The 19,148-nt window shown below is 67.0% G+C and carries 17 protein-coding genes and 1 riboswitch; of the genes, 14 read left to right on the top strand and 3 right to left on the bottom strand.

Going from position 1 to position 19,148, the window contains the following annotated elements; translation table 11 throughout:
* Positions 1-4: 4 nt before the first annotated feature.
* A complete protein-coding gene (gene moaA / locus ABD678_RS05670) occupies positions 5-1,090 on the bottom strand; it encodes a GTP 3',8-cyclase MoaA (protein ID WP_344754612.1) in 1,086 nt (361 codons plus the stop codon).
* Entirely contained in the window at positions 1,041-2,831 is a 1,791-nt protein-coding gene (locus ABD678_RS05665) for a molybdopterin-dependent oxidoreductase (protein WP_344754610.1), read from the bottom strand. The genes moaA and ABD678_RS05665 overlap by 50 nt, the downstream gene beginning before the upstream one ends.
* A 154-nt stretch (positions 2,832-2,985) precedes the next feature.
* Between ABD678_RS05665 and ABD678_RS05660 the strand changes: the two genes are divergently transcribed.
* From ABD678_RS05660 to ABD678_RS05600, 13 genes are all read left to right on the top strand, one after another.
* Positions 2,986-3,219 (top strand): heavy-metal-associated domain-containing protein, encoded by a 234-nt coding sequence (locus ABD678_RS05660; protein WP_344754605.1) that lies wholly within the window; start codon positions 2,986-2,988, stop codon positions 3,217-3,219.
* A 12-nt stretch (positions 3,220-3,231) separates the two neighbouring features.
* Positions 3,232-3,939 carry a Crp/Fnr family transcriptional regulator gene (locus ABD678_RS05655; protein WP_344754603.1) on the top strand — a complete coding sequence of 236 codons (708 nt, stop codon included), beginning with the start codon at positions 3,232-3,234 and terminating at the stop codon, positions 3,937-3,939.
* Between the two features lie 160 nt (positions 3,940-4,099).
* Positions 4,100-5,398: a heavy metal translocating P-type ATPase gene (locus ABD678_RS05650; protein ID WP_344754601.1), complete on the top strand. Its 1,299-nt coding sequence runs from the start codon at positions 4,100-4,102 to the stop codon at positions 5,396-5,398.
* On the top strand, positions 5,326-5,952 hold the full coding sequence (locus ABD678_RS05645) for an HAD-IC family P-type ATPase (protein ID WP_344757092.1): 627 nt from the start codon (positions 5,326-5,328) through the stop codon (positions 5,950-5,952). Before ABD678_RS05650 ends, ABD678_RS05645 begins: the two co-directional genes overlap by 73 nt.
* 4 nt (positions 5,953-5,956) lie before the next feature.
* Complete coding sequence (locus ABD678_RS05640; RefSeq protein WP_344754597.1) at positions 5,957-6,580, top strand: helix-turn-helix transcriptional regulator; 624 nt, start codon at positions 5,957-5,959, stop codon at positions 6,578-6,580.
* Between the two features lie 122 nt (positions 6,581-6,702).
* Positions 6,703-10,458 (top strand): nitrate reductase subunit alpha, encoded by a 3,756-nt coding sequence (locus ABD678_RS05635; protein WP_344754595.1) that lies wholly within the window; start codon positions 6,703-6,705, stop codon positions 10,456-10,458.
* On the top strand, positions 10,458-12,122 hold the full coding sequence (narH, locus tag ABD678_RS05630; RefSeq protein WP_344754593.1) for a nitrate reductase subunit beta: 1,665 nt from the start codon (positions 10,458-10,460) through the stop codon (positions 12,120-12,122). The genes ABD678_RS05635 and narH overlap by 1 nt, the downstream gene beginning before the upstream one ends.
* Positions 12,119-12,847: a nitrate reductase molybdenum cofactor assembly chaperone gene (gene narJ, locus ABD678_RS05625; RefSeq protein ID WP_344754591.1), complete on the top strand. Its 729-nt coding sequence runs from the start codon at positions 12,119-12,121 to the stop codon at positions 12,845-12,847. The genes narH and narJ overlap by 4 nt, the downstream gene beginning before the upstream one ends.
* Positions 12,844-13,650 carry a respiratory nitrate reductase subunit gamma gene (gene narI / locus ABD678_RS05620; protein ID WP_344754589.1) on the top strand — a complete coding sequence of 269 codons (807 nt, stop codon included), beginning with the start codon at positions 12,844-12,846 and terminating at the stop codon, positions 13,648-13,650. Before narJ ends, narI begins: the two co-directional genes overlap by 4 nt.
* 30 nt (positions 13,651-13,680) lie before the next feature.
* The gene (locus tag ABD678_RS05615; RefSeq protein ID WP_344754587.1) at positions 13,681-15,003 is read left to right on the top strand and encodes an MFS transporter; all 1,323 of its coding nucleotides are present in this window, start codon (positions 13,681-13,683) and stop codon (positions 15,001-15,003) included.
* A gap of 37 nt (positions 15,004-15,040) precedes the next feature.
* Positions 15,041-15,775, top strand: coding sequence for an SDR family oxidoreductase (locus ABD678_RS05610; RefSeq protein WP_344754585.1), 735 nt, complete (start codon positions 15,041-15,043; stop codon positions 15,773-15,775).
* Positions 15,776-15,823: 48 nt separating this feature from the next.
* Positions 15,824-16,267, top strand: a complete 444-nt coding sequence (gene sufU / locus ABD678_RS05605; protein ID WP_344754583.1) for a Fe-S cluster assembly sulfur transfer protein SufU — start codon at positions 15,824-15,826, stop codon at positions 16,265-16,267.
* 43 nt (positions 16,268-16,310) lie between these two features.
* Positions 16,311-17,576, top strand: coding sequence for a SufS family cysteine desulfurase (locus ABD678_RS05600; RefSeq protein ID WP_425561969.1), 1,266 nt, complete (start codon positions 16,311-16,313; stop codon positions 17,574-17,576).
* A gap of 5 nt (positions 17,577-17,581) precedes the next feature.
* Here the strand turns inward: ABD678_RS05600 and ABD678_RS05595 are convergent, their stop codons facing one another.
* A complete protein-coding gene (locus ABD678_RS05595; protein WP_344754578.1) occupies positions 17,582-18,178 on the bottom strand; it encodes a cob(I)yrinic acid a,c-diamide adenosyltransferase in 597 nt (198 codons plus the stop codon).
* Positions 18,171-18,299: riboswitch (cobalamin riboswitch) on the top strand. Its footprint overlaps the gene before it by 8 nt.
* Positions 18,300-18,412: 113 nt before the next feature.
* Here ABD678_RS05595 and ABD678_RS05590 point away from each other — a divergent pair.
* Entirely contained in the window at positions 18,413-19,147 is a 735-nt protein-coding gene (locus tag ABD678_RS05590; RefSeq protein ID WP_344754576.1) for a hypothetical protein, read from the top strand.
* Position 19,148: the final 1 nt, after the last annotated feature.

Below are 19,148 nucleotides of genomic sequence, written 5' to 3'. Positions count from 1 at the left end.
CGTCTCAGCCGCCAATGTAGGACATCTCGATTCGCTTCGCTCCCCTGCCCGAGCGAGGGGTGTTGAGGCCCCTCAGCTCCGAGTACCGGTCTGTCCGCGCGCGCCAGATGGTCGCCATCGCCTCCGACAACTCATTGTCCGACGCCCCGCCCCGCAGCAGCGCCCTCAGATCGTGCCCCGTGTCGGCGAAGAGGCAGGTGTAGAGCTTGCCGTCGACGGAGATGCGCGCCCGGGAGCAGGAGTGGCAGAAGGACTGCGTGACACTCGAGATCACGCCGATCTCGCCCTCGCCATCCCGGTACCGCCAGCGCCGCGAGGTCTCGCCGCGGTAGTTCGGCTCGACCTCCTCGAGCGGCAGTTCAGCGTGGATGCGGGCGATGACCTCGGCGGAGGGCACGACCTCGCGAAGCTGCCAGCCGTTCGTCGTTCCGACGTCCATGAACTCGATGAACCTCAGGATGAACGGGGTGCCCTTGAAGTGGCGCGCCATCGCGACGATGTCCTGGTCGTTCAGGCCCTTCTTGACGACCATGTTGACCTTGATGGGTCCGAGGCCCACCTCGTGGGCGACGTCCAGGCCGTGCAGGACCTTCGCCACGGGGAACCGCACGTCGTTCATCGACTGGAACGTGGCGTCGTCGAGGGAATCGAGCGAGACCGTCACCCGGCGCAGCCCGGCATCCTTGAGAGCGGGGGCCAGGTGGGCGAGCGCAGAGCCGTTCGTGGTGACGGCGATGTCCGGAGCAGCCCCCGACGGTGTGCGCAGCTCGCTCAGCATGGCGACGAGCTCCGGGAGCCCCTTGCGCAGCAGCGGCTCGCCACCGGTGAGCCGGATCTTCTCGACACCGTGGCCGATTCCGATGGCGACGAGCCGAGTGATCTCCTCGAACGTCAGCAGCTCCTCGCGCGGCATGAACGCGTAGTCCCGCCCGAAGATCTCCTTCGGCATGCAGTACACGCAGCGGAAATTGCAGCGGTCCGTGACGGAGAACCGGATGTCGTGGAGCGGGCGGCCCCGCACGTCGACGAGCGGCGCGGCGTCAGATCGACTGTCGGTATCCGAAGAACTCGTGATCGTTGTTGTATCCACCGTGACCACCACCGATCTCATCGAAGTGTTCGACGAACTCGACGCCCTTGATCCACTTGACCATCTTGAACCCGAGCTGCACCTCGTTGCGAAGGCGCAGCGGGGCCCCGTGGCCGAAGGAGAGGTCCTCGTCGTTCATCTCGTAGGCGAGCATGGTCAGCGGGTACCGCATCTGCTCCATCGACTGGGCGTCGTAGTAGATGCCGCCATCCGGCCCGAGGGCGAACGAATAGAAGATCACCCACTTCGCCTCCGGTTTCGGTTTCACGAGATCGAGGATCGTCGACATCGAGACGCCGCCCCACTTCGCGACTCCCGACCAGCCCTGGATGCAGAAGTGTTGCGTGATCTGCTCGTGGTGGGCGAGGGCGCGCAGCTGGGCCAGGTCGAGTTCGACCGGGTTCTCCACGAGCCCGTTGATGCGCAGTTTGTAGTCGGCGAAGTCGCCGTCGCGCAGTTTCTGGTATTCCTCGGTCTCCGGGTATTTGCCGTTGTGCCAGAAGTACGGTGAGATGTCCTTCTCGGTGTACTGGCCGGGCTTCGCGTCGATGTGCTCGAAGAGCTTCTGCGCCGGACCGATGAGGGCGTAGCCGACCTTCTGCACCTTCCGCGGGAACCGGTAGGTGAGCGGCGTCGCCGCGACCCAGGCGACGATCATGACGACCAGCGAGGCCGCGAAGACCCAGAAACCGACCCAGGATTCGTCGTCACGACCCGCGTACATGTGGTTGAGGTTGCGCAGCGCCCCGGTCGCGAACACGAGGGAGACGTGCACGATGATGAACATCACGAACCAGCACAGCACTGCGAAGTGCAGCGAACGAGCGACCTGGATGCTGAAGATCGAACTGATCCAGCGGAACCGGGTCGACAGGGCCGGAGACATCCCGAGCCCGGTGATGAGGGCGAGCGGCGCCGCGACGAACACGGTCAGGAAGTAGGCGATCAGCTGCAGGCTGTTGTAGTTCACCCAGCCGTTATCGAGCGGCCAGTCGAGCGACAGGTACTGGATCGCGACCGAGATCGAATGCGGGATGACATCCCAGCTCATCGGGACCAGCCGCATCCACTGCCCCGTGACGAAGATGAGGACGAAGAACACGAGCCCGTTCAGAAGCCACAGCGTGTCGATGCCCAGATGCCACCAGCGGGCGAGGCCGATCGAGTGCCGGCGTCCTGGCAGCCCGACGCCATCCGGCAAGGTGAGCGAGTCCATCTTCGCGGTGTAGAGCGGGTCTGCGGGAACCGGCTTCTGCATCCGGAACCAGTCCTTGCCCGGCGTCGAGTGCCGGGTCAGGTAGAGGCGCGGGTGGTCGGCGAGGATCGTCACGCCGGAGCGGATGATGAAGATCATGAAGAAGGCGTTGAGGAAGTGCTGCCAGCCGAGCCAGGCGGGGAAGCCGACCGGGGCACCGGCAGGGAGCTCCGACTCCCCCGGGTACTGGGCGATGAACTCCTGGACCCCGGGGAGCTCCCTCAGCCCCTTCGCGACGGCGATGCCCGCCACAAGCAACACGAGTCCGATGGGGATGAGCCAGAGCAGGTTGAACCACTTGTCACGACCGACGCGGATGCGCGGGGCGACCCCGTACTGGGGCGGCACTCCGCCCGCCCAGTCCTCGTCCACCACGTCGTGGGGTTTCTTGACCAGTTCCGTCCGATAGCTCGTGTGGACCCCGCTCGTGGCGTAGCCCTTGTCTGGTGCTGGAAAGAGTTGGTCGTCGGACGGCGGGTGGATCATATCTTCCAGCGTAGCCCTCACCTTCTCGACCGGCCATGGAAGGCGCCGTGACAAGTGCCGCGGTCGGAGTTGACCTGCGTCAAGGCGCACCGGTCGCCCATTCGGCTCAATGGAGGTACCGGGCCACAGGGGCTCGGTACAGGGAGGTCAGATCATGAACACCGGTATCCGCACCGCGAAGTTCGAGACAGAGCCGTTCACGTGCCCGTCCTGCATCAACAAGATCGAGACCGTCGTGGGCAGAAAGCCCGGCGTGGAATCGGCCCAGGTCATGTTCAACTCGAACAAGGTCAAGGTGTCCTTCGACGAGGCGGTCGTGACGGCCGACGAGATCGCCGACTCGATCACGAAACTGGGCTATCCGGTCCTCGGCCAGAAGGTCAACTGATTCACTAGAGACATGGATCACCACCACGGGTGCGAGAGCGGCGGCGATGGTGCCCACGCAGAGCTCGAGGCACTCGTCGCGAAGGTGCCGCTCTTCGCCGGCCTGACCCACGAGCAGATCAGTGAGATCGCGAGCAGGGTCAGGCCCAGGGTCGTCCCGCGCAACCAGCAGTTGTACGGAGCCGGCGACATCAACCCGTACCTCCGGATCATCCACACTGGAACAGTGAAGGTGTACCGGATCACCGAGTCCGGGCACGAGCAGGTCATCCGCGTTCTCGGCTCAGGCGACTTCCTCGGGGAGAAGGCCGTCATCTCGCCGAGCGCATCCGACCATTTCGCGGTCACGCTCGACGAGTCGGAGATCTGCTCGCTCGACCACGAGGACATGCGCAGCTACCTGTTGCGCTACCCCTCCGTGGCGTTCACGATGCTGGAGACGCTGAGTGCCAGGCTCGGCACCACCGAGGAGCAGGTGAGCGCGATGACCGGCGAGGATGCCGCCGGCCGGGTCGCCGCGTACCTCGTCGGGCTCGCCGACGAGTACCACCGCAGCAGTTTCTTGCTCCCCATCAGCAAGAAGGATGTCGCCTCCTACCTCGGTCTGACGCCGGAGACCCTGAGCCGCAGGCTCGCCGCCTTCGAGGACAACGGCTGGATCCACCTGCACGGCAGCCGCCGCGTCGACCTCCTCGACATCGAGGCGCTCCGCCTCGTCTAAAACAGCGCGGGCGCTCCGCCTCGTCTGAAACAGCGCGGGCGCTCCGCCTCGTCTGAGAGCCCGGCCCCGGGAACTTGACCGGGGTCAAGGCGCCTTCGCGTCGCGTGCCGTGTACTGGGGTCGCGTCGGAGTTCACGGCGCAGGGAGTGAGGAGAGACCGATGACCGGTCGCAGGAAGTTCTGGATCGCCGCAGCATCCGGCGCGCTGCTGCTCGTGGCACTCGGCTTTCACCTGGGCTCCGTCGCGCCGGGGCGCGACCCTGCGCTCATCGTCGCGGCGGTCGTCGCCGGAGTCCCCACGGCGATGCGCGCGTTCCAGGCTCTGCGCGCGAAGGCGTTCAGCATCGACCTTCTCGTGACGATCGCCGTCGTGGGCGCGCTCATCATCGGCGAGTACGTCGAGGCGGCGGTCGTCGCGTTCCTCTTCATCTTCGGCGCCTGGTTGGAGGCGCGCACGCTCGAGAAGACCAGGCGCTCGCTTCGGGACCTCGTCGATCTCGCACCGCAGGTGGCACAGGTCCGGCGCGACGGTGAGACCGTCACCGTCGCGGCCGAGGATGTCATCCCGGGCGACCGCGTGCTCGTGCACTCCGGCGGCACTATCGCCGTCGACGGCACGATCGAATTCGGCCGGGCCCACGTGAACCAGGCCACCATCACGGGTGAGCCCCTCCCCGTCTCGCTCACGGTCGGCGACCCCGTGTTCAGCGGCACGATCGTGGACAGCGGCTACCTCGAGATCGTCGCCGACCGGGTGGGCGAGGAGACGACGTTCTCCCGCATCATCGAGCTCGTCGAGGAGGCCCAGGAGACGAAGACGAGGGCCCAGAGGTTCCTCGACCGGTTCGCCGGCATCTACACGCCGGCGATCGTCGTGCTCGCCGTGATCGTGTTCATCGTCACGCGCGACATCGAGTTCGCCCTCACGTTCCTCGTCATCGCCTGCCCCGGCGCCCTCGTCATCTCGACTCCCGTGTCGATGGTGGCGGGGCTCGGAAACGGGGCGCGGCATGGTGTGCTCATGAAGGGCGGCGACGCGCTCGAACGCCTGTCGAAGGTCGACACGATCGTGTTCGACAAGACGGGAACCCTCACCCAGGGCGTTCCGCGGGTCACCGAGGTCCTGGCCGTCGGCGGGGACGAAGAGCGGATGCTGCGGCTGGCAGCCGGCCTCGAGGTCGCCTCCGAGCATCCGCTCGGGCGAACGATCGTCGACGAGGCGGAATCCCGTCGCCTGGTGCTCCCCGGGACGCCCCGCGACGTGGATGTGATCAAGGGAGGCGGCATCCGGGGAATCGTCGACGGCCGCCTGATCGCGATCGGATCACGCCGGGTGCTCTCGACAGGGGGCGCGCACCTGTCGCCGGACGCGGCGAACTCGCCGGCATCATCTCCATCGCCGATCGGATCCGCCCCGACGCCGGCGCCGCCATCGCCGAACTTCGGGACAGCGGTGTGAGTCGGTTCGTCATGCTCACCGGGGACAACGCCCACACGGCCCAGCGAGTGGCTGACGAACTCGCAATCGACGAGGTCCGGGCGGAACTGCTCCCCCAGGACAAGGTCGCTGCGATCAGCGAGCTCAGGGCAGAGGGCCGCCGGGTGGCGATGATCGGGGACGGGATCAACGATGCGCCGGCGATCGCCACCGCCGACGTGGGTATCGCGATGGGGGCGGGAACCGACGTGTCGATCGACACGGCGGATGTCATCCTCATGGCCGATCGCTTCGACCAGCTCGTGCACGCCCTCTCACTGGCCAGGGCGACCGTGCGCAACATGAAGCAGAACACGATCATCGCGCTCGGCACCGTCGTCGTGCTCCTCGCGGGGGTGCTCGCGCAGCAGGTGTTCATGTCGACGGGGATGCTCGTGCACGAGGTGAGCGTCCTCGTCGTGATCCTCAACGCGGTCAGGCTCGTGCGCTTCGGCACTCGATATCGGCGTGCTGTCGGCAACCAGGAATCATCGCCGGCGGGCGCTGGTATTCCGGAGAGGCTTGGCGTTGAATAGGGACATGGCCCCGCGCCGCCTTCCGGACTACCGGACACTGGCCTCGCTCAGCAGGATCAACCTGCTGCACGAGTTGCAACAGCATGGCGCGAAGACCGTGACCGAACTCGCCGACGTGACGGGCCTGCACCACAACACGGCGCGCGAGCATCTTCACCGCCTGATCGAGGCGGGCTTCGTCGACTCCGAGTCGATTCCGAGCGTCGGACGAGGCCGCCCGCAGTTGCGCTACCGTGCCGCCCGCGACCGGCAGGACCCGGCCCGGCGGCGTCGGCAGGAGTCCTCGGAGAACAGGACCGCGCTCCTGCGACGCCTGCTCCCGATCCGGGACGTGACCGGCGATGACGAGGCGAGGACCCGGCAGCTGGACTCCCTCGACGATCACATGGAGCAATGCGGGTTCGACGCCGAGATCAACTCGGGCCACACCCACATGACGATGTTCGGATGCCCGTTCGCAGGGCTCGCCCACGACAACCCTCAGGTGTGCGAGGTGCACTTCGCGCTCGTCCAGGATGCCCTGGCGATCGACGACGGTCCCTTGCGGGCCACCGAGCTCCACCCGTTCTGCGGGCCCGAAACCTGCACCGTCGACCTGGACGACGCCGAGGCGGATCAGATCTTCTGACTCTCCCGCGGGACCGGTATTTATCACGGCCTTTGTCCTTGCCCCCCTCGACAGGGTCGACAAGACTGTCCGAAAGGACGCGATCGCGACCGCGGGGCGTCCCGAGCAACACAGGAGCCGCCGTGAGCACTCGCAAGGATGCCAGCACCGCACGCGCAGGGACGGACGGCCTTCTCGCCGACACCCTCGTCAATCTGGGCCGGTTCCTCCGCCCCGGCACGGTCTCTGAGGACCTCCGCTCGGTCTTCCTCAAAGGTGGCCGGGAGGCGGACTCCTTCTATCGCGACCGGTGGTCGCACGACAAAGAGGTGCGGTCGACCCACGGCGTCAACTGCACGGGCTCCTGCTCCTGGAAGGTCTACGTCAAGGACGGGATCATCACCTGGGAGACTCAGCAGACGGACTACCCGCTCGTCGGGCCGGACTCGCCGGAGTACGAACCGCGCGGCTGCCCGCGCGGCGCAGCGTTCAGCTGGTACACCTACTCGCCCACCCGCGTTCGCTACCCCTACGTGCGCGGCGTGCTGCTCGAGGCCTTCCGCGCCGCGAAGGCGAAGACCGGCGACCCCGTCCTGGCGTGGGCAGAGGTAACCGGAAACCCGGAGACGGCTCGCGCGTACAAACAGGCCCGCGGAAAGGGCGGCCTCGTCCGGGCGAGCTGGGAGGAGGCATCCGAGATCGTGGCAGCGGCCCACGTGCACACGATCAAGACCTACGGCCCCGACCGCATCGCCGGATTCTCGCCCATCCCTGCGATGTCGATCGTCTCGCACGGGGTCGGCTCGCGGTTCGTCACGATGCTCGGCGGAACGATGCTCTCCTTCTACGACTGGTACGCCGACCTGCCGGTCGCATCCCCCCAGGTCTTCGGAGACCAGACCGACGTGCCGGAGTCCGCCGACTGGTGGAACTCGTCGTACCTCATGATGTGGGGTTCGAACGTTCCCGTCACCCGCACCCCCGACGCCCACTTCATGGTGGAGGCGCGCTACAAGGGCCAGAAGGTCATCGTCGTCTCCCCCGACTACGCCGACAACACGAAGTTCGCCGACGAGTGGCTCGCGACCCACCCCGGTACGGATGCCGCGCTTGCGATCGCGATGGGGCACGTCATCCTCAAGGAGTTCCTCCTCGAGCGCAAGACCCCGATGTTCATCGACTACATGAAGAGGTTCAGCGACTCGGCGTACCTCATCGAGCTCGTGAAGCGCGGCGACGCCTGGGTGCCGGGCAAGTTCCTCATGGCGGATGCCCTTCCCGGCAAGGACGGGAAGGTCGCGAACGCGGCGTTCAAGCCGGTGCTCCTCGACCAGAACGCCGCGCCCGTCGTTCCCAACGGTTCCCTCGGCCACCGCTTCTCAGAGGCCGACGCCGGCCTCTGGAACCTCGACCTCGGCGACGTCGACCCTCTGCTGTCGATCGCGGATGCAGCAGACTATGACAAGAAATCCGTCTCGATCGACCTGCCGCGGTTCGACCTCGAGCCGCAGCCCGGCCAGGAGCATGCAGGAGGCTCCGGCACCATCCGCCGCGGGGTTCCCGTCCGGCAGGTCGCCGGGCGCACCGTCACGACCGTGTTCGACCTGCTGCTCGCGCAGTACGGCGTCGGTCGCGATGGGCTCCCCGGCGAATGGCCGACCGGTTACGACGACGCCTCATCCCCGGGAACGCCCGCGTGGCAAGAGGAGATCACCTCGGTTTCCGCCGCGACCGCGATGCGCATCGGGCGCGAATTCGCCCAGAACGCGGAGGACTCCGACGGCCGGTCCATGATCCTCATGGGCGCGGGAACGAACCACTGGTTCCACTCCGACCTCATCTACCGCTCCTTCCTCGCGCTCACCACCATGACGGGGTGCCAGGGCAAGAACGGGGGCGGCTGGGCCCACTACGTCGGCCAGGAGAAGGTGCGTCCGCTCACCGGATGGGCGCAGTTCGCTTTCGGTCTCGACTGGGTGCGCCCGCCGCGCCAGATGATCAGCACCGCGTACTGGTACCTCGCGACGGACCAGTGGCGTTACGACGGGTTGCCGGCCGACAGCCTGTCCACGGAGCTCGGCAACGGGCTGTTCGCGGGCCGCACGACGGCCGACACCCTCGTCGAGTCCGCCAAACGGGGCTGGATGCCCAGCTACCCGACGTTCAACCGCAACCCGCTCGACATCGTCGACCAGGCCGAGAAGGCCGGAGTCGAGCCGGCGAAATACGTCGTCGATCAGTTGACGAGCGGCGACCTCCGCTATGCGTGCGAGGACCCGGACTCCCCGGAGAACTTCCCCCGCGTGCTCAACGTCTGGCGCGCGAACATCATCGGATCCTCCGGTAAGGGCAACGAGTACTTCCTCAAGCACCTCCTCGGAACGGATGCGGCCATCCGCGGCGAGGAGTCCGGTCCGGACCGCAGGCCGAAGACGATCGACTGGGTCGATGAGGCGCCGGAGGGCAAGCTCGACCTGCTCGTCACGAGCGATTTCCGGAACACCTCGACGACGACGTTCAGCGACGTCCTGCTCCCGCCGGCCACCTGGTACGAGAAGAACGACCTCTCGACGACGGACATGCATCCGTTCATCCACACCTTCAACCCGGCGATCACCCCGCCGTGGGAGGCGAAGACCGACTTCGACATCTTCCACCTGCTCGCGAAGAAGATCTCCGAGTACGCGGTAGAGCACCTCGGGGTGCGCAAGGACCTCGTCGCGTCCCCGCTCCTGCACGACACTCCGGATGCGATGGCCACCCCGCACGGGATCGTCGTCGACAACCCGGAACTGATTCCGGGCGTCACGATGCCGAAGCTCGCCGTCGTCGAGCGAGACTACCCCGCGTTCGCCGCGCGGATGGCATCGCTCGGACCGCTCTCCGAGAAGCTCGGACTCATCACCAAGGGTGTGAAGTTCAACCCGGACGTCGAGGTCGCCGACCTCGCCCGCCGCAACGGTGTTGTGCAGAGCGGACCGACGAAGGGCCGCCCGAAGCTCGACACCGACAAGCGTGCCGCAGAGATGATCCTCGCGTTCTCCGGCACGACGAACGGTCGGCTGGGGACGCAGGGTTTCCGCGTCCTGGAGAAGCAGACCGGCCAGAAGCTCGCGCACCTCGCGAGCGACAACGAGGGCAGGCGCTTCACCCTCAAGGACGTCTCCGACGCGCCCGTGCCCGTCCTCACCTCCCCCGAATGGTCCGGGAGCGAGCACGGTGGGCGCCGCTACAGCGCGTTCGTGGTCAACGTCGAGAACCTCAAGCCCTGGCACACCCTGACCGGTCGCCAGCACTTCTACCTCGACCACGACTGGATGGTGGAGCTCGGCGAGCAGCTGCCCGTCTACCGCCCGCCGCTCGACATGCACCGCCTGTTCGACGGATACTCGCCCGTCGGCTCGATGGACCCCACGGGCGCGCCGGGTTCGGCCGGCCGCGCCGAGGTCACGGTGCGCTACCTCACGCCCCACTCGAAGTGGTCGATCCACTCCGAATACCAGGACAACCTCATGATGCTGACGCTCTCGCGCGGCGGCCCGACGATCTGGATGTCCCCACCCGACGCGAACAAGATCGGGGTCCGCGACAACGAGTGGATCGAGTCGTACAACCGCAACGGCGTCGTCGTGGCCCGCGCCATCGTCTCCCACCGGATGCCGGAGGGAACGGTGTACATGTACCACGCGAAGGATCGCACGATCAACGTGCCGATCGCGGAGACGTCCGGACAGCGAGGCGGGACGAACAACTCGCTCACCCGCATCCTGTTGAAACCCAGCCACCTCATCGGCGGCTACGCACAACTGTCGTTCGCATTCAACTATCTCGGTCCGACCGGGAACCAGCGTGACGAGGTCACCGTGATCCGTCGCCGCAGCCAGGAGGTGGAGTACTGATGCGCGTTATGGCCCAGATGTCGATGGTGATGAACCTCGACAAGTGCATCGGATGTCACACCTGTTCCGTCACCTGCAAGCAGGTGTGGACGAACCGCGACGGCATGGAATACGTCTGGTTCAACAACGTGGAGACCAGGCCTGGTCTCGGATACCCGCGGCAGTACGAGGACCAGGAGAAGTGGAACGGCGGCTGGGTTCGCAACAAGAACGGCCGCCTGAAGCTGAAGTCGGGCGGACGGCTGAAGAAGCTCGCGACCATCTTCTCCAACAACGACCTGCCGACGATCGACGACTACTACGAGCCGTGGACCTACGACTACGACATGCTCACCTCGGCGCCGCAGACCAAGAACGGCCCCGTCGCGCGACCGAAGTCGCTGCTTACCGGCGAGAACATGGACATCAAGTGGTCCGGCAACTGGGACGACAACCTCGGCGGCTCACAGGAGACCGCCCAGGATGACCCGATCCTCGCCCACATGAGCGACCACGTGAAGATGGAGTTCGAGAACACCTTCATGTTCTACCTGCCGCGCATCTGCGAGCACTGCCTGAATCCGTCCTGCGTCTCCGCATGCCCGTCCGGTGCGATGTACAAGCGCGAGGAGGACGGCATCGTTCTCGTCGACCAGGACGACTGCCGCGGATGGCGCATGTGCGTCTCCGCGTGCCCCTATAAGAAGGTGTACTTCAACCACAAGACGAACAAGGCGGAGAAGTGCACGCTGTGCTACCCGCTCATCGAGCAGGGCAAGCCGACGATCTGCTCCGAGACCTGCGTCGGGCGCCTGCGCTACCTCGGCCTCATGCTCTACGACGCCGACCGCGTGCTCGAGGCCGCCGCGATCGAGGACGAGCACGAGCTGCTGGATGCCCAGCGTTCGGTCATGCTCGACCCGTTCGACCCCGAGGTGATCGCCCAGGCCAAGCGTGACGGCATCGCGGACGACTGGATCGAGGCCGCGCAGAACAGCCCGATCTACAAGCTCATCAGCGAGTACAAGGTGGCGCTGCCGCTGCACCCCGAGTACCGCACGATGCCGATGGTCTGGTACATCCCGCCGCTCTCCCCTGTCGTGGATGTCGTCTCCAACAGCGGAAACGACGGCGAGGATGTGCGCAACCTGTTCGCCGCGATCGACAAGCTGCGCATCCCCGTCGAGTACCTCGCGGGCCTCTTCACCGCGGGAGACACCGTCCCGATCGAGTACTCGCTGAGGAAGCTCGCGGCCATGCGCTCCTACATGCGTGACATCAACCTCGGCAACGAGGCCGACGAGAACATCGCGCGGGCCGTCGGGATGTCCGGTGAGGACATGGAGGCGATGTACCGCCTGCTCGCAATCGCCAAGTACGAGGACCGCTACGTCATCCCGAAGGCCCACGTCGAGTCGGCGCGCGACCTCGAGGACTTCGCGTGCTCGCTCGACACGGACGGCGGCCCCGGTATGGGCGGCGCGCGATCGACGGGCGACATCCGCGCGACGGACCGCATCCCCGGCACCCCGATCGACTCGACCGTCGCCAGCTTCGACGCGCTGCGAAACGTGAGCGACCCGAGCGAGCCGTCGACGCCGGGCAGGCTGAACCTCCTGAACTGGAACGGCAAGGGCATCACGAACGGGATGTTCCCGCCCGCCGAATCCGGGAGCCCTGCGTGACGACCGTGACCGAGCGCAGGAGGGTGCCGGGGGGCCGACGAAAGAAGGCGCCCCAGAGTCTCGACACCTCCGCGCTCACCGACGACGAGCGGAGGACCGTGCACATGGCGGCCTCCATCCTGCTCGACTATCCGACGCCCGAGCGCCGGGCCCATTTCGACCAGGTGGCATCCGTCGTCACCTCGCTTCCGCAGGAGATCGCCGCGGAGTTCGACGCGTTCCTCTCGGAGGCCACCGTCATGAGCCAGGGTGAGCTCGAGGCGCACTTCACGTCGACCTTCGACCAGAAGCGCAAGTGCTGCCCGTACCTCACCTATTACTCGACGGGCGATACGCGGCGGCGCGGCATGGCGCTCGTCGGCTTCATCGAGGCGTACCGCGCCGCCGGCTGGGAGGTGGAGGAGGGTGAACTGCCCGACTACCTGCCCATGGTGCTCGAGTTCTCCGCGCGCAGCGACTCGCCCATCGCCGGCCAGCTCCTCAGCTCCTACCGCGAGGGAATCGAGGTCCTGCGCACCGCACTCGAGACGTTCGAGAGTCCGTACTCCCACGTGGTGGCCGCCGTCTGCCGCTCGTTCCCGGAGATCGACGCCGCGACCCGCGAGCGCTACCTGCGCCTCGTCAATGAGGGACCGCCGACCGAGATGGTCGGCGTCACCACCTTCCTCGGCGCGCTCGCGCCGTTCAGCCCGTCGGGTGAGTCCAGCGAAGGAGTACGGGTATGAGTGACCTGACCGTCCTTGACGTTCTGCTCTGGGTGGCGTTCCCCTACATCGCCGCCGCAAGCTTCATCGTCGGGCACATCCTGCGCTATCGGTACGACAAGTTCGGCTGGACCTCCCGCTCGAGCCAGACCTACGAGAGCAAGTGGCTGCGCTGGGGATCGCCCATGTTCCACTACGGAATCCTCGGTGTGTTCGTGGGGCACGTCGTCGGCCTGCTCATCCCGCACCAGTGGCTGGAGTTCTTCGGCATCACCGAGCACCTCTACCACCTTGGGGCCACCTGGGCGGGCGTCATCGTCGGGGCCATCACCGTCGCGGGGCTCGCCATCCTCCTGGCACGCCGCGGCGCCATCCGCAGGGTCCTGCGGGTCACGACCGTCATGGATGTCATCATGTACTCGTTCCTGGCCGGCTCACTCGTGTTCGGCATGATCGCGGTCATCCAGTTCCAGGTCATCGGCCAGTTCCAGGCGCCGGCCACCGGATACAACTACCGCGAGACGGTCTCACCGTGGATCCGGAGCCTCATCCTGTTCCAGCCGGATGCCACCTTCATGGTCGGCGTTCCCCTCGCGTTCAAGCTGCACGTGCTCACCTCGACGGGACTGTTCCTGATCTGGCCGTTCACGCGCCTCGTGCATGTGCTGTCCGTGCCGGTGATGTACCTGTTCCGCCCCTATGTGGTCTACCGATCACGCGACGATCACCGTGGGGCCCGCGCCATCCGTCGCGGCTGGCAGAAGAGCCCCGTCATCGACTCGACCAGGCCGAAGCAGAAGCAGAAACTCAGTTCCGATCGTTAGCACCATCACCACGTCCAGGAAAGGCCCCCGATGACCACCGTCGCAGGCTCGGCGCTCAAACCCGATCTCTCGAACTGGAACCCGGAAGACGAATCGACCTGGGATAAAAAGCTCGCGTGGCGCACCCTCTGGGTGACCACGTACACGATGATCCTGGCGTTCGCCACGTGGTATCTCGTGAGTGCCATCGCACCACGGTTGAACGACATCCGCCTCCCGGAGAACATGCTCTCGACGGAGCAGCTCTACTGGCTCGTGGCCGTCCCCGGGCTCGCCGGCGGCACCCTTCGGCTCGTGTTCATGTTCCTGCCTCCCATCATGGGAAGCCGCATCCTCGTGGCCTTCAGCGGCGCACTCCTCGTGCTCCCGCTCTTCGGATGGGCTCTCGCCGCCCGCGACACGACGACCCCGTACTGGGTGCTCATCTCACTCTCTCTCGCCGCCGGCGTCGGGGGAGGCAGCTTCTCCGGCCTCATGGCCTCCACGAGCTACTTCTTCCCGAAACGGCTCGCGGGGACGGCGCTCGGAATCCAGGCGGGGATCGGGAACCTCGGGATCGGGCTCATGCAGCTTCTGCTGCCCTGGGTCGTCGGTTTCGGTCTCTTCGGCACGGCCCTCCTCACCCCTCAGAGCGACTCGGAGGGCAAGCTCGTCTGGCTGCACAACGGCGGCCTCGTGCTCATCCCGTGGGTGCTGCTCGCGGTTGCGATGGCCGTCGTCGTGCTGCGCCGTGTGCCGGTGACGGCGAACTTCCGGCAGCAGCTCGACATCTTCCGCCTCAAGCACACCTGGATCATGACCGCGATCTACCTCATGTCGTTCGGCGCCTTCAGCGGTCTGGCCGCGCAGACCGGCCTCATCATCCTCAACGTGTACGGCTCGTTCCCCGACGCTCCGAACCCGCTCACCTGGGCCTGGATCGGGCCGATGCTCGGCGCGCTCGTCCGCGCAGCGGTCGGGCCGCTCTGCGACCGGTGGGGTGGTGCGAAGTTCACGTTCATCGGGGGGCTCGGGATGACGGGCGGCACCATCGTCACCCTGTTCTTCCTGAGCCCGACCTCGGTGAGCGAGTTCTCCGGCTTCTTCACGGGGATGACGCTCATCTTCTTCTTCTCCGGGTTCGCCAATGCGGGAACCTTCAAGCAGATGCCGATGATCTTCCCCCCGAGGCAGGCGGGCGGTGCCATCGGATGGACCGCGGCGATCGGGGCGTTCGGGCCGTTCCTCGTCGGGATGTCCCTGTCCGTCATGGCACCCACCGCGTTCTTCATCATCTGCGCAGTGTGGTGCGCGTTCTGCACGGTCCTCGCGTGGTGGTACTACGCGCGGCCGCACGCAGAGAAGCCGAGCTGACCCATCCGGGGCCGGCAGAAGAGAAAAGGGCAGGGCAATGGGAAAGCTGGATGGAAAGGTCGCCCTGATCACCGGCGGCGCGATGGGCATGGGTGCGGCGGACGCGGCGCTTCTCGCGAGCGAGGGTGCCACGGTCGTCGTGACGGATGTCGACGAGAAGGATGGCAACGCCGTCGCGGCGTCGATCGGTGGTCACTACCGCCACCTCGATGTCACGAGCGAGGACAACTGGCGCGAGGTCGTCGCCGATGTGGTGGCCACGATCGGGAACATCGACATCCTGGTCAACAATGCGGGCGTCGTCGCGTTCACCCCGGTCGCGACGACGGAGCTTGCGGAGTGGAATCGAGTCATCGACATCAACCTCACCGGCGTCTTCCTCGGCATCCGTTCCGTCGTGGAGACGATGAAGGCCGCCGGGGGCGGTGTCATCGTCAATCTCTCGTCCACGGCGGGGATGATGGGCTACTCGAACCTCAGCGCGTATGTCGCCAGCAAGTGGGGCGTGCGGGGACTCACGAAGGCCGCCGCCCTCGACCTGGGTCGTGACAACATCCGCGTGGTGTCTGTACACCCCGGCGGAATCCGAACGCCCATGACGGCGGGACTGGAGGGCAACGAGATGTACGCGTCCCAGCCGATACCCCGAATCGGCGAACCGGATGAGGTGGCCAGGCTGATCCTGTACCTGGTGGCCGATGCGACGTTCTCCACCGGAACCGAGTTCATCGTCGACGGCGGTGCGACGGTCGGCCAGGCGCTCAACGTCTGATCGTCCGGCCCCAGGGCGCTCGTTCTCACGCCGGTCTAGAGTGGAAATATGAGCCGCGAGGACCTGCGCAATCTCTATCAGGACGTTCTGGTCGATCACTCGCACGAGCGCCACGGCTACGGTCTGCTGGAGGATCCGACCGCAGAATCCCACGGGATCAACCGGTCGTGCGGCGACGAGATCACCCTCCACATCCGCGCGGGCGATGGTGTCGTCGAGTCGATCGGCTGGACCGGCCAGGGCTGCGCCATCTCGCAGGCGTCCGCATCCATGCTCTCCGACATCGTGGCCGGTCTGACGCGCGACGAGTGCACTCGCTGTCTCGACGGATTCCGTTCGATGCTGCAGTCGCGGGGGACGGACGACGGGGACGAGGAGCTCCTCGGCGATGCGGTCGCGTTGAGCGGCGTCTCGCTGTACCCGCCGCGTATCAACTGCGCGATGCTCGCCTGGACCGCTCTCGAAGACGGTCTGAGCCGCATCGACGCCTGAGGGTGGGCCGACCTTCCCCAACGATCGACACCTCTAAGCTGGGATCGTGCCGCTCGACATCGACCGGATTCGCGCGCAGTTTCCCGTGCTGCGGCGTCGCGTCAACGATCATCCCCTCGTCTACCTCGACTCGGCGGCGACGAGCCAGAAGCCCCGCGCCGTGCTCGATGCCGAGCGCGCCTTCCTCGAACACCACAACGCGGCCGTACACCGCGGAGCCCACGCTCTCGCCGCGGAGGCGACCGAGCTCTTCGAAGTCTCCCGCGAACGCCTCGCCCGCTTCCTCGGCGCGACGGCCGAGGAGATCGTGTGGACCGCTGGTGCGACCGCCGCCCTCAACCTGCTTGCCTACTCGTTCTCCAACGCGAGCAGCGGACGAGGAGGGGCACAGGCGGAACGATTCCGCCTGCGCCCCGGTGACGAGCTCGTCGTCACCGAACTCGAGCACCACGCGAACCTCATCCCCTGGCAGGAGCTCGCCGGGCGCACGGGCGCGACCCTCCGTCACATCGGGGTCGACGACGCCGGCCGGCTCCGGATGGATGAAGCGGCGGGCATCATCGGCGAGCGCACCCGGGTCCTCGCCTTCGCCCACGTCTCCAACGTGCTCGGGGCGATCAACCCCGTCGCAGAGCTCGTCGCACTCGCACGACGGGTCGGCGCGCTCGTCGTACTCGACGCATGCCAGTCGGCGCCCCACCTGCCACTCGACGTGAAGGCTCTCGATGTCGACTTCGCCGTGCTGAGCGGCCACAAGATGCTCGGCCCTCTCGGCATCGGAGTGCTCTACGGCCGCCGAGAGCTGCTGGATGCGATGCCGCCGTTCCTGACCGGCGGCTCGATGATCACGAGCGTCACGATGGAGCACGCGGAGTACCTCCCGTCCCCCGCGCGATTCGAGGCGGGAACGCAGCCGGTCTCACAGGCCATCGGCCTCGCTGCCGCAGTGGACTTCCTCGACGATCTCGGGATGGACCGGGTTCACGAGCGCGATGCCGAGCTGGGGCAGGCGCTCGCGACGGGCCTCGCCGCGATCCCGGGCATCCGGCTCCTCGGCCCCGCGCCGGGCGAGCCGCGGGTGGGGTTGGCCGGCTTCATCGTCGACGGCGTGCACTCGCACGACGTCGGGCAGTTCCTCGACGAGTTGGGGATCGCCGTCCGCGTGGGCCACCACTGCGCCGAACCACTGCACCGACGGTTGGGGTTGGCAGCATCCACGCGAGCGAGCACCTCGGTGTACACGACCGATGCGGACCTGGCCGCCTTCCTCGACGGCGTCGGCCGGGTCAGGGCGTTCTTCCGCGCCTGAGGCGGTCAGCCGTGGCTTGCGGGCTCCTCCGCCTCACCCGCGGCCCGGCGCGCGAGCACGAACACGAGGTCGGAGAGTCGATTCAGGTAGTGGCGAACGGGCTCGCTCACGACGTGTCCGGCGTCCTTCGCGCGCAGCGTGTGACGCTCCGCACGCCGCACGACGGTGCGCGCGAGGTCGAGCGCGGCCTCCAGGCGGGTCGTGCCCGGCACGAGGAAGACCGGCTTGAGCGGTCGCTCCTCGGTGAGCTCGTCGATGAGCTGTTCGATGGCCGTGACGAGTTCCGGCTCGACGAGGGAGACCCCGGGCTCCAGCCGGTCGCGGTGCTTTGGGTTGACGGCGAGGTCCGCGGCGACGACGAAGAGCTCCCGCTGGACGCGAAGCAGGATCGCGGCGATGCGGTCGTCGTCGCATCCGGCCCGCGCCACGCCGAGCGCCGACACCGTCTCATCGATGTCCCCGAGTGCCTCGACGAGGGCGCTGCCCTTCTCGATTCGACCGCCGTAGAGCTGCCCGGTCGTGCCTCCGTCGCCCGTCCTCGTATAAACACGGCTCACGCTCTGGCCTCCCGTCGGACCCGACACTAGGGTGAGGAGAGTCACCCGTACTCAGGGTGACACAACTCCCGCGGAGGGGAAACCGGTCGAAATCCGGTGCTGACCCGCAACCGTAGGACGGTGTGAACCGTCGAGCCGGGATACCTGTCACGGGAGGGCAGTACAACTCTTGATCGCCGCGGTCTGCGTGACGGAGTCCGGGTACCCCGCACGACACTCGACGTCGTTACCGCCCCGCGGAACCGGGCACGCTCGCCGACCCCACAGGGAAGGCCAGCCATGACGTCGTCCGCTTCCGCAGGCGGAACCGCCCACCGCCCGGATCGCCACGGTGGATTCACCCGCGCCGGCATCCGGATGCTGGCAACGGCTGCACTCGCGATCGGGGCAGTCGGCATGCCGGTGTCGGCCGGGGGGACTCCGGCCCTCGCAGCGGATGCGTCCTGCAGTGACGGGGTCACCGTCGTAGTCGACTTCACCGACGTCACCGTCGACGGGAAGGCCGGCGCAGTCGAGGTCGGATGCGCGGACGGCGACCCGGAGAATGGTCGCGCCGCGCTCGTGGCCGCCGGCTTCACGGTGACCGATTCGCAACCCGGCTTCCTGTGCGCCATCGACTCGAGACCGGACCCGTGCCCGGAGACCTTCGACGGATCGTTCTGGTCCTACTGGCATGCCACCCCCGACGGTGAGTGGACGAGCTACCAGGTCGGGGCAGACTCGAGCGATCCCGTCCCGGGTCAGATCGAGGGGTGGAGGTACAACGACGGGACGACTCCGCCCGGAATCGCCCCCGGCGATGTCGCCGACGCCGTGGTCACAAGCACGCCGGCGACCGCCCCGCAGGAGGTACCGGGCGACGAACCCGGTACCGAACCACCCGGCGAACAGGCGCAGGCGGCTCAGGGCGCGGCGCTCACCGCGACCGCGATCGGCTTCCTCGTCGTCATCGCCGCCCTCGTCGTGGTGTTCGCCGTGCGCGCCCGCCGCCGCGGCCCGGGAGCGAGTGACTGAG

The organism is Leifsonella bigeumensis (genome assembly GCF_039537265.1).
GTDB classification, from domain to species: Bacteria; Actinomycetota; Actinomycetes; order Actinomycetales; family Microbacteriaceae; genus Terrimesophilobacter; species Terrimesophilobacter bigeumensis.
Note: the sequence above shows the minus strand (reverse complement) of the source record. Positions and strands in the feature narration are given on the sequence as shown.

What these genes read in the sequence shown, in the direction of transcription:
- narI (WP_344754589.1), top strand. Translation starts at nt 12,844, where the DNA reads ATGAGTGACCTGACCGTCCTTGACGTTCTGCTCTGGGTGGCGTTCCCC.
- narH (WP_344754593.1), top strand. Translation starts at nt 10,458, where the DNA reads ATGCGCGTTATGGCCCAGATGTCGATGGTGATGAACCTCGACAAGTGC.
- sufU (WP_344754583.1), top strand. Translation starts at nt 15,824, where the DNA reads ATGAGCCGCGAGGACCTGCGCAATCTCTATCAGGACGTTCTGGTCGAT.
- ABD678_RS05615 (WP_344754587.1), top strand. Translation starts at nt 13,681, where the DNA reads ATGACCACCGTCGCAGGCTCGGCGCTCAAACCCGATCTCTCGAACTGG.
- ABD678_RS05610 (WP_344754585.1), top strand. Translation starts at nt 15,041, where the DNA reads ATGGGAAAGCTGGATGGAAAGGTCGCCCTGATCACCGGCGGCGCGATG.
- ABD678_RS05640 (WP_344754597.1), top strand. Translation starts at nt 5,957, where the DNA reads ATGGCCCCGCGCCGCCTTCCGGACTACCGGACACTGGCCTCGCTCAGC.
- ABD678_RS05655 (WP_344754603.1), top strand. Translation starts at nt 3,232, where the DNA reads ATGGATCACCACCACGGGTGCGAGAGCGGCGGCGATGGTGCCCACGCA.
- ABD678_RS05650 (WP_344754601.1), top strand. Translation starts at nt 4,100, where the DNA reads ATGACCGGTCGCAGGAAGTTCTGGATCGCCGCAGCATCCGGCGCGCTG.
- ABD678_RS05590 (WP_344754576.1), top strand. Translation starts at nt 18,413, where the DNA reads ATGACGTCGTCCGCTTCCGCAGGCGGAACCGCCCACCGCCCGGATCGC.
- ABD678_RS05665 (WP_344754610.1), bottom strand. Translation starts at nt 2,831, where the DNA reads ATGATCCACCCGCCGTCCGACGACCAACTCTTTCCAGCACCAGACAAG.
- ABD678_RS05660 (WP_344754605.1), top strand. Translation starts at nt 2,986, where the DNA reads ATGAACACCGGTATCCGCACCGCGAAGTTCGAGACAGAGCCGTTCACG.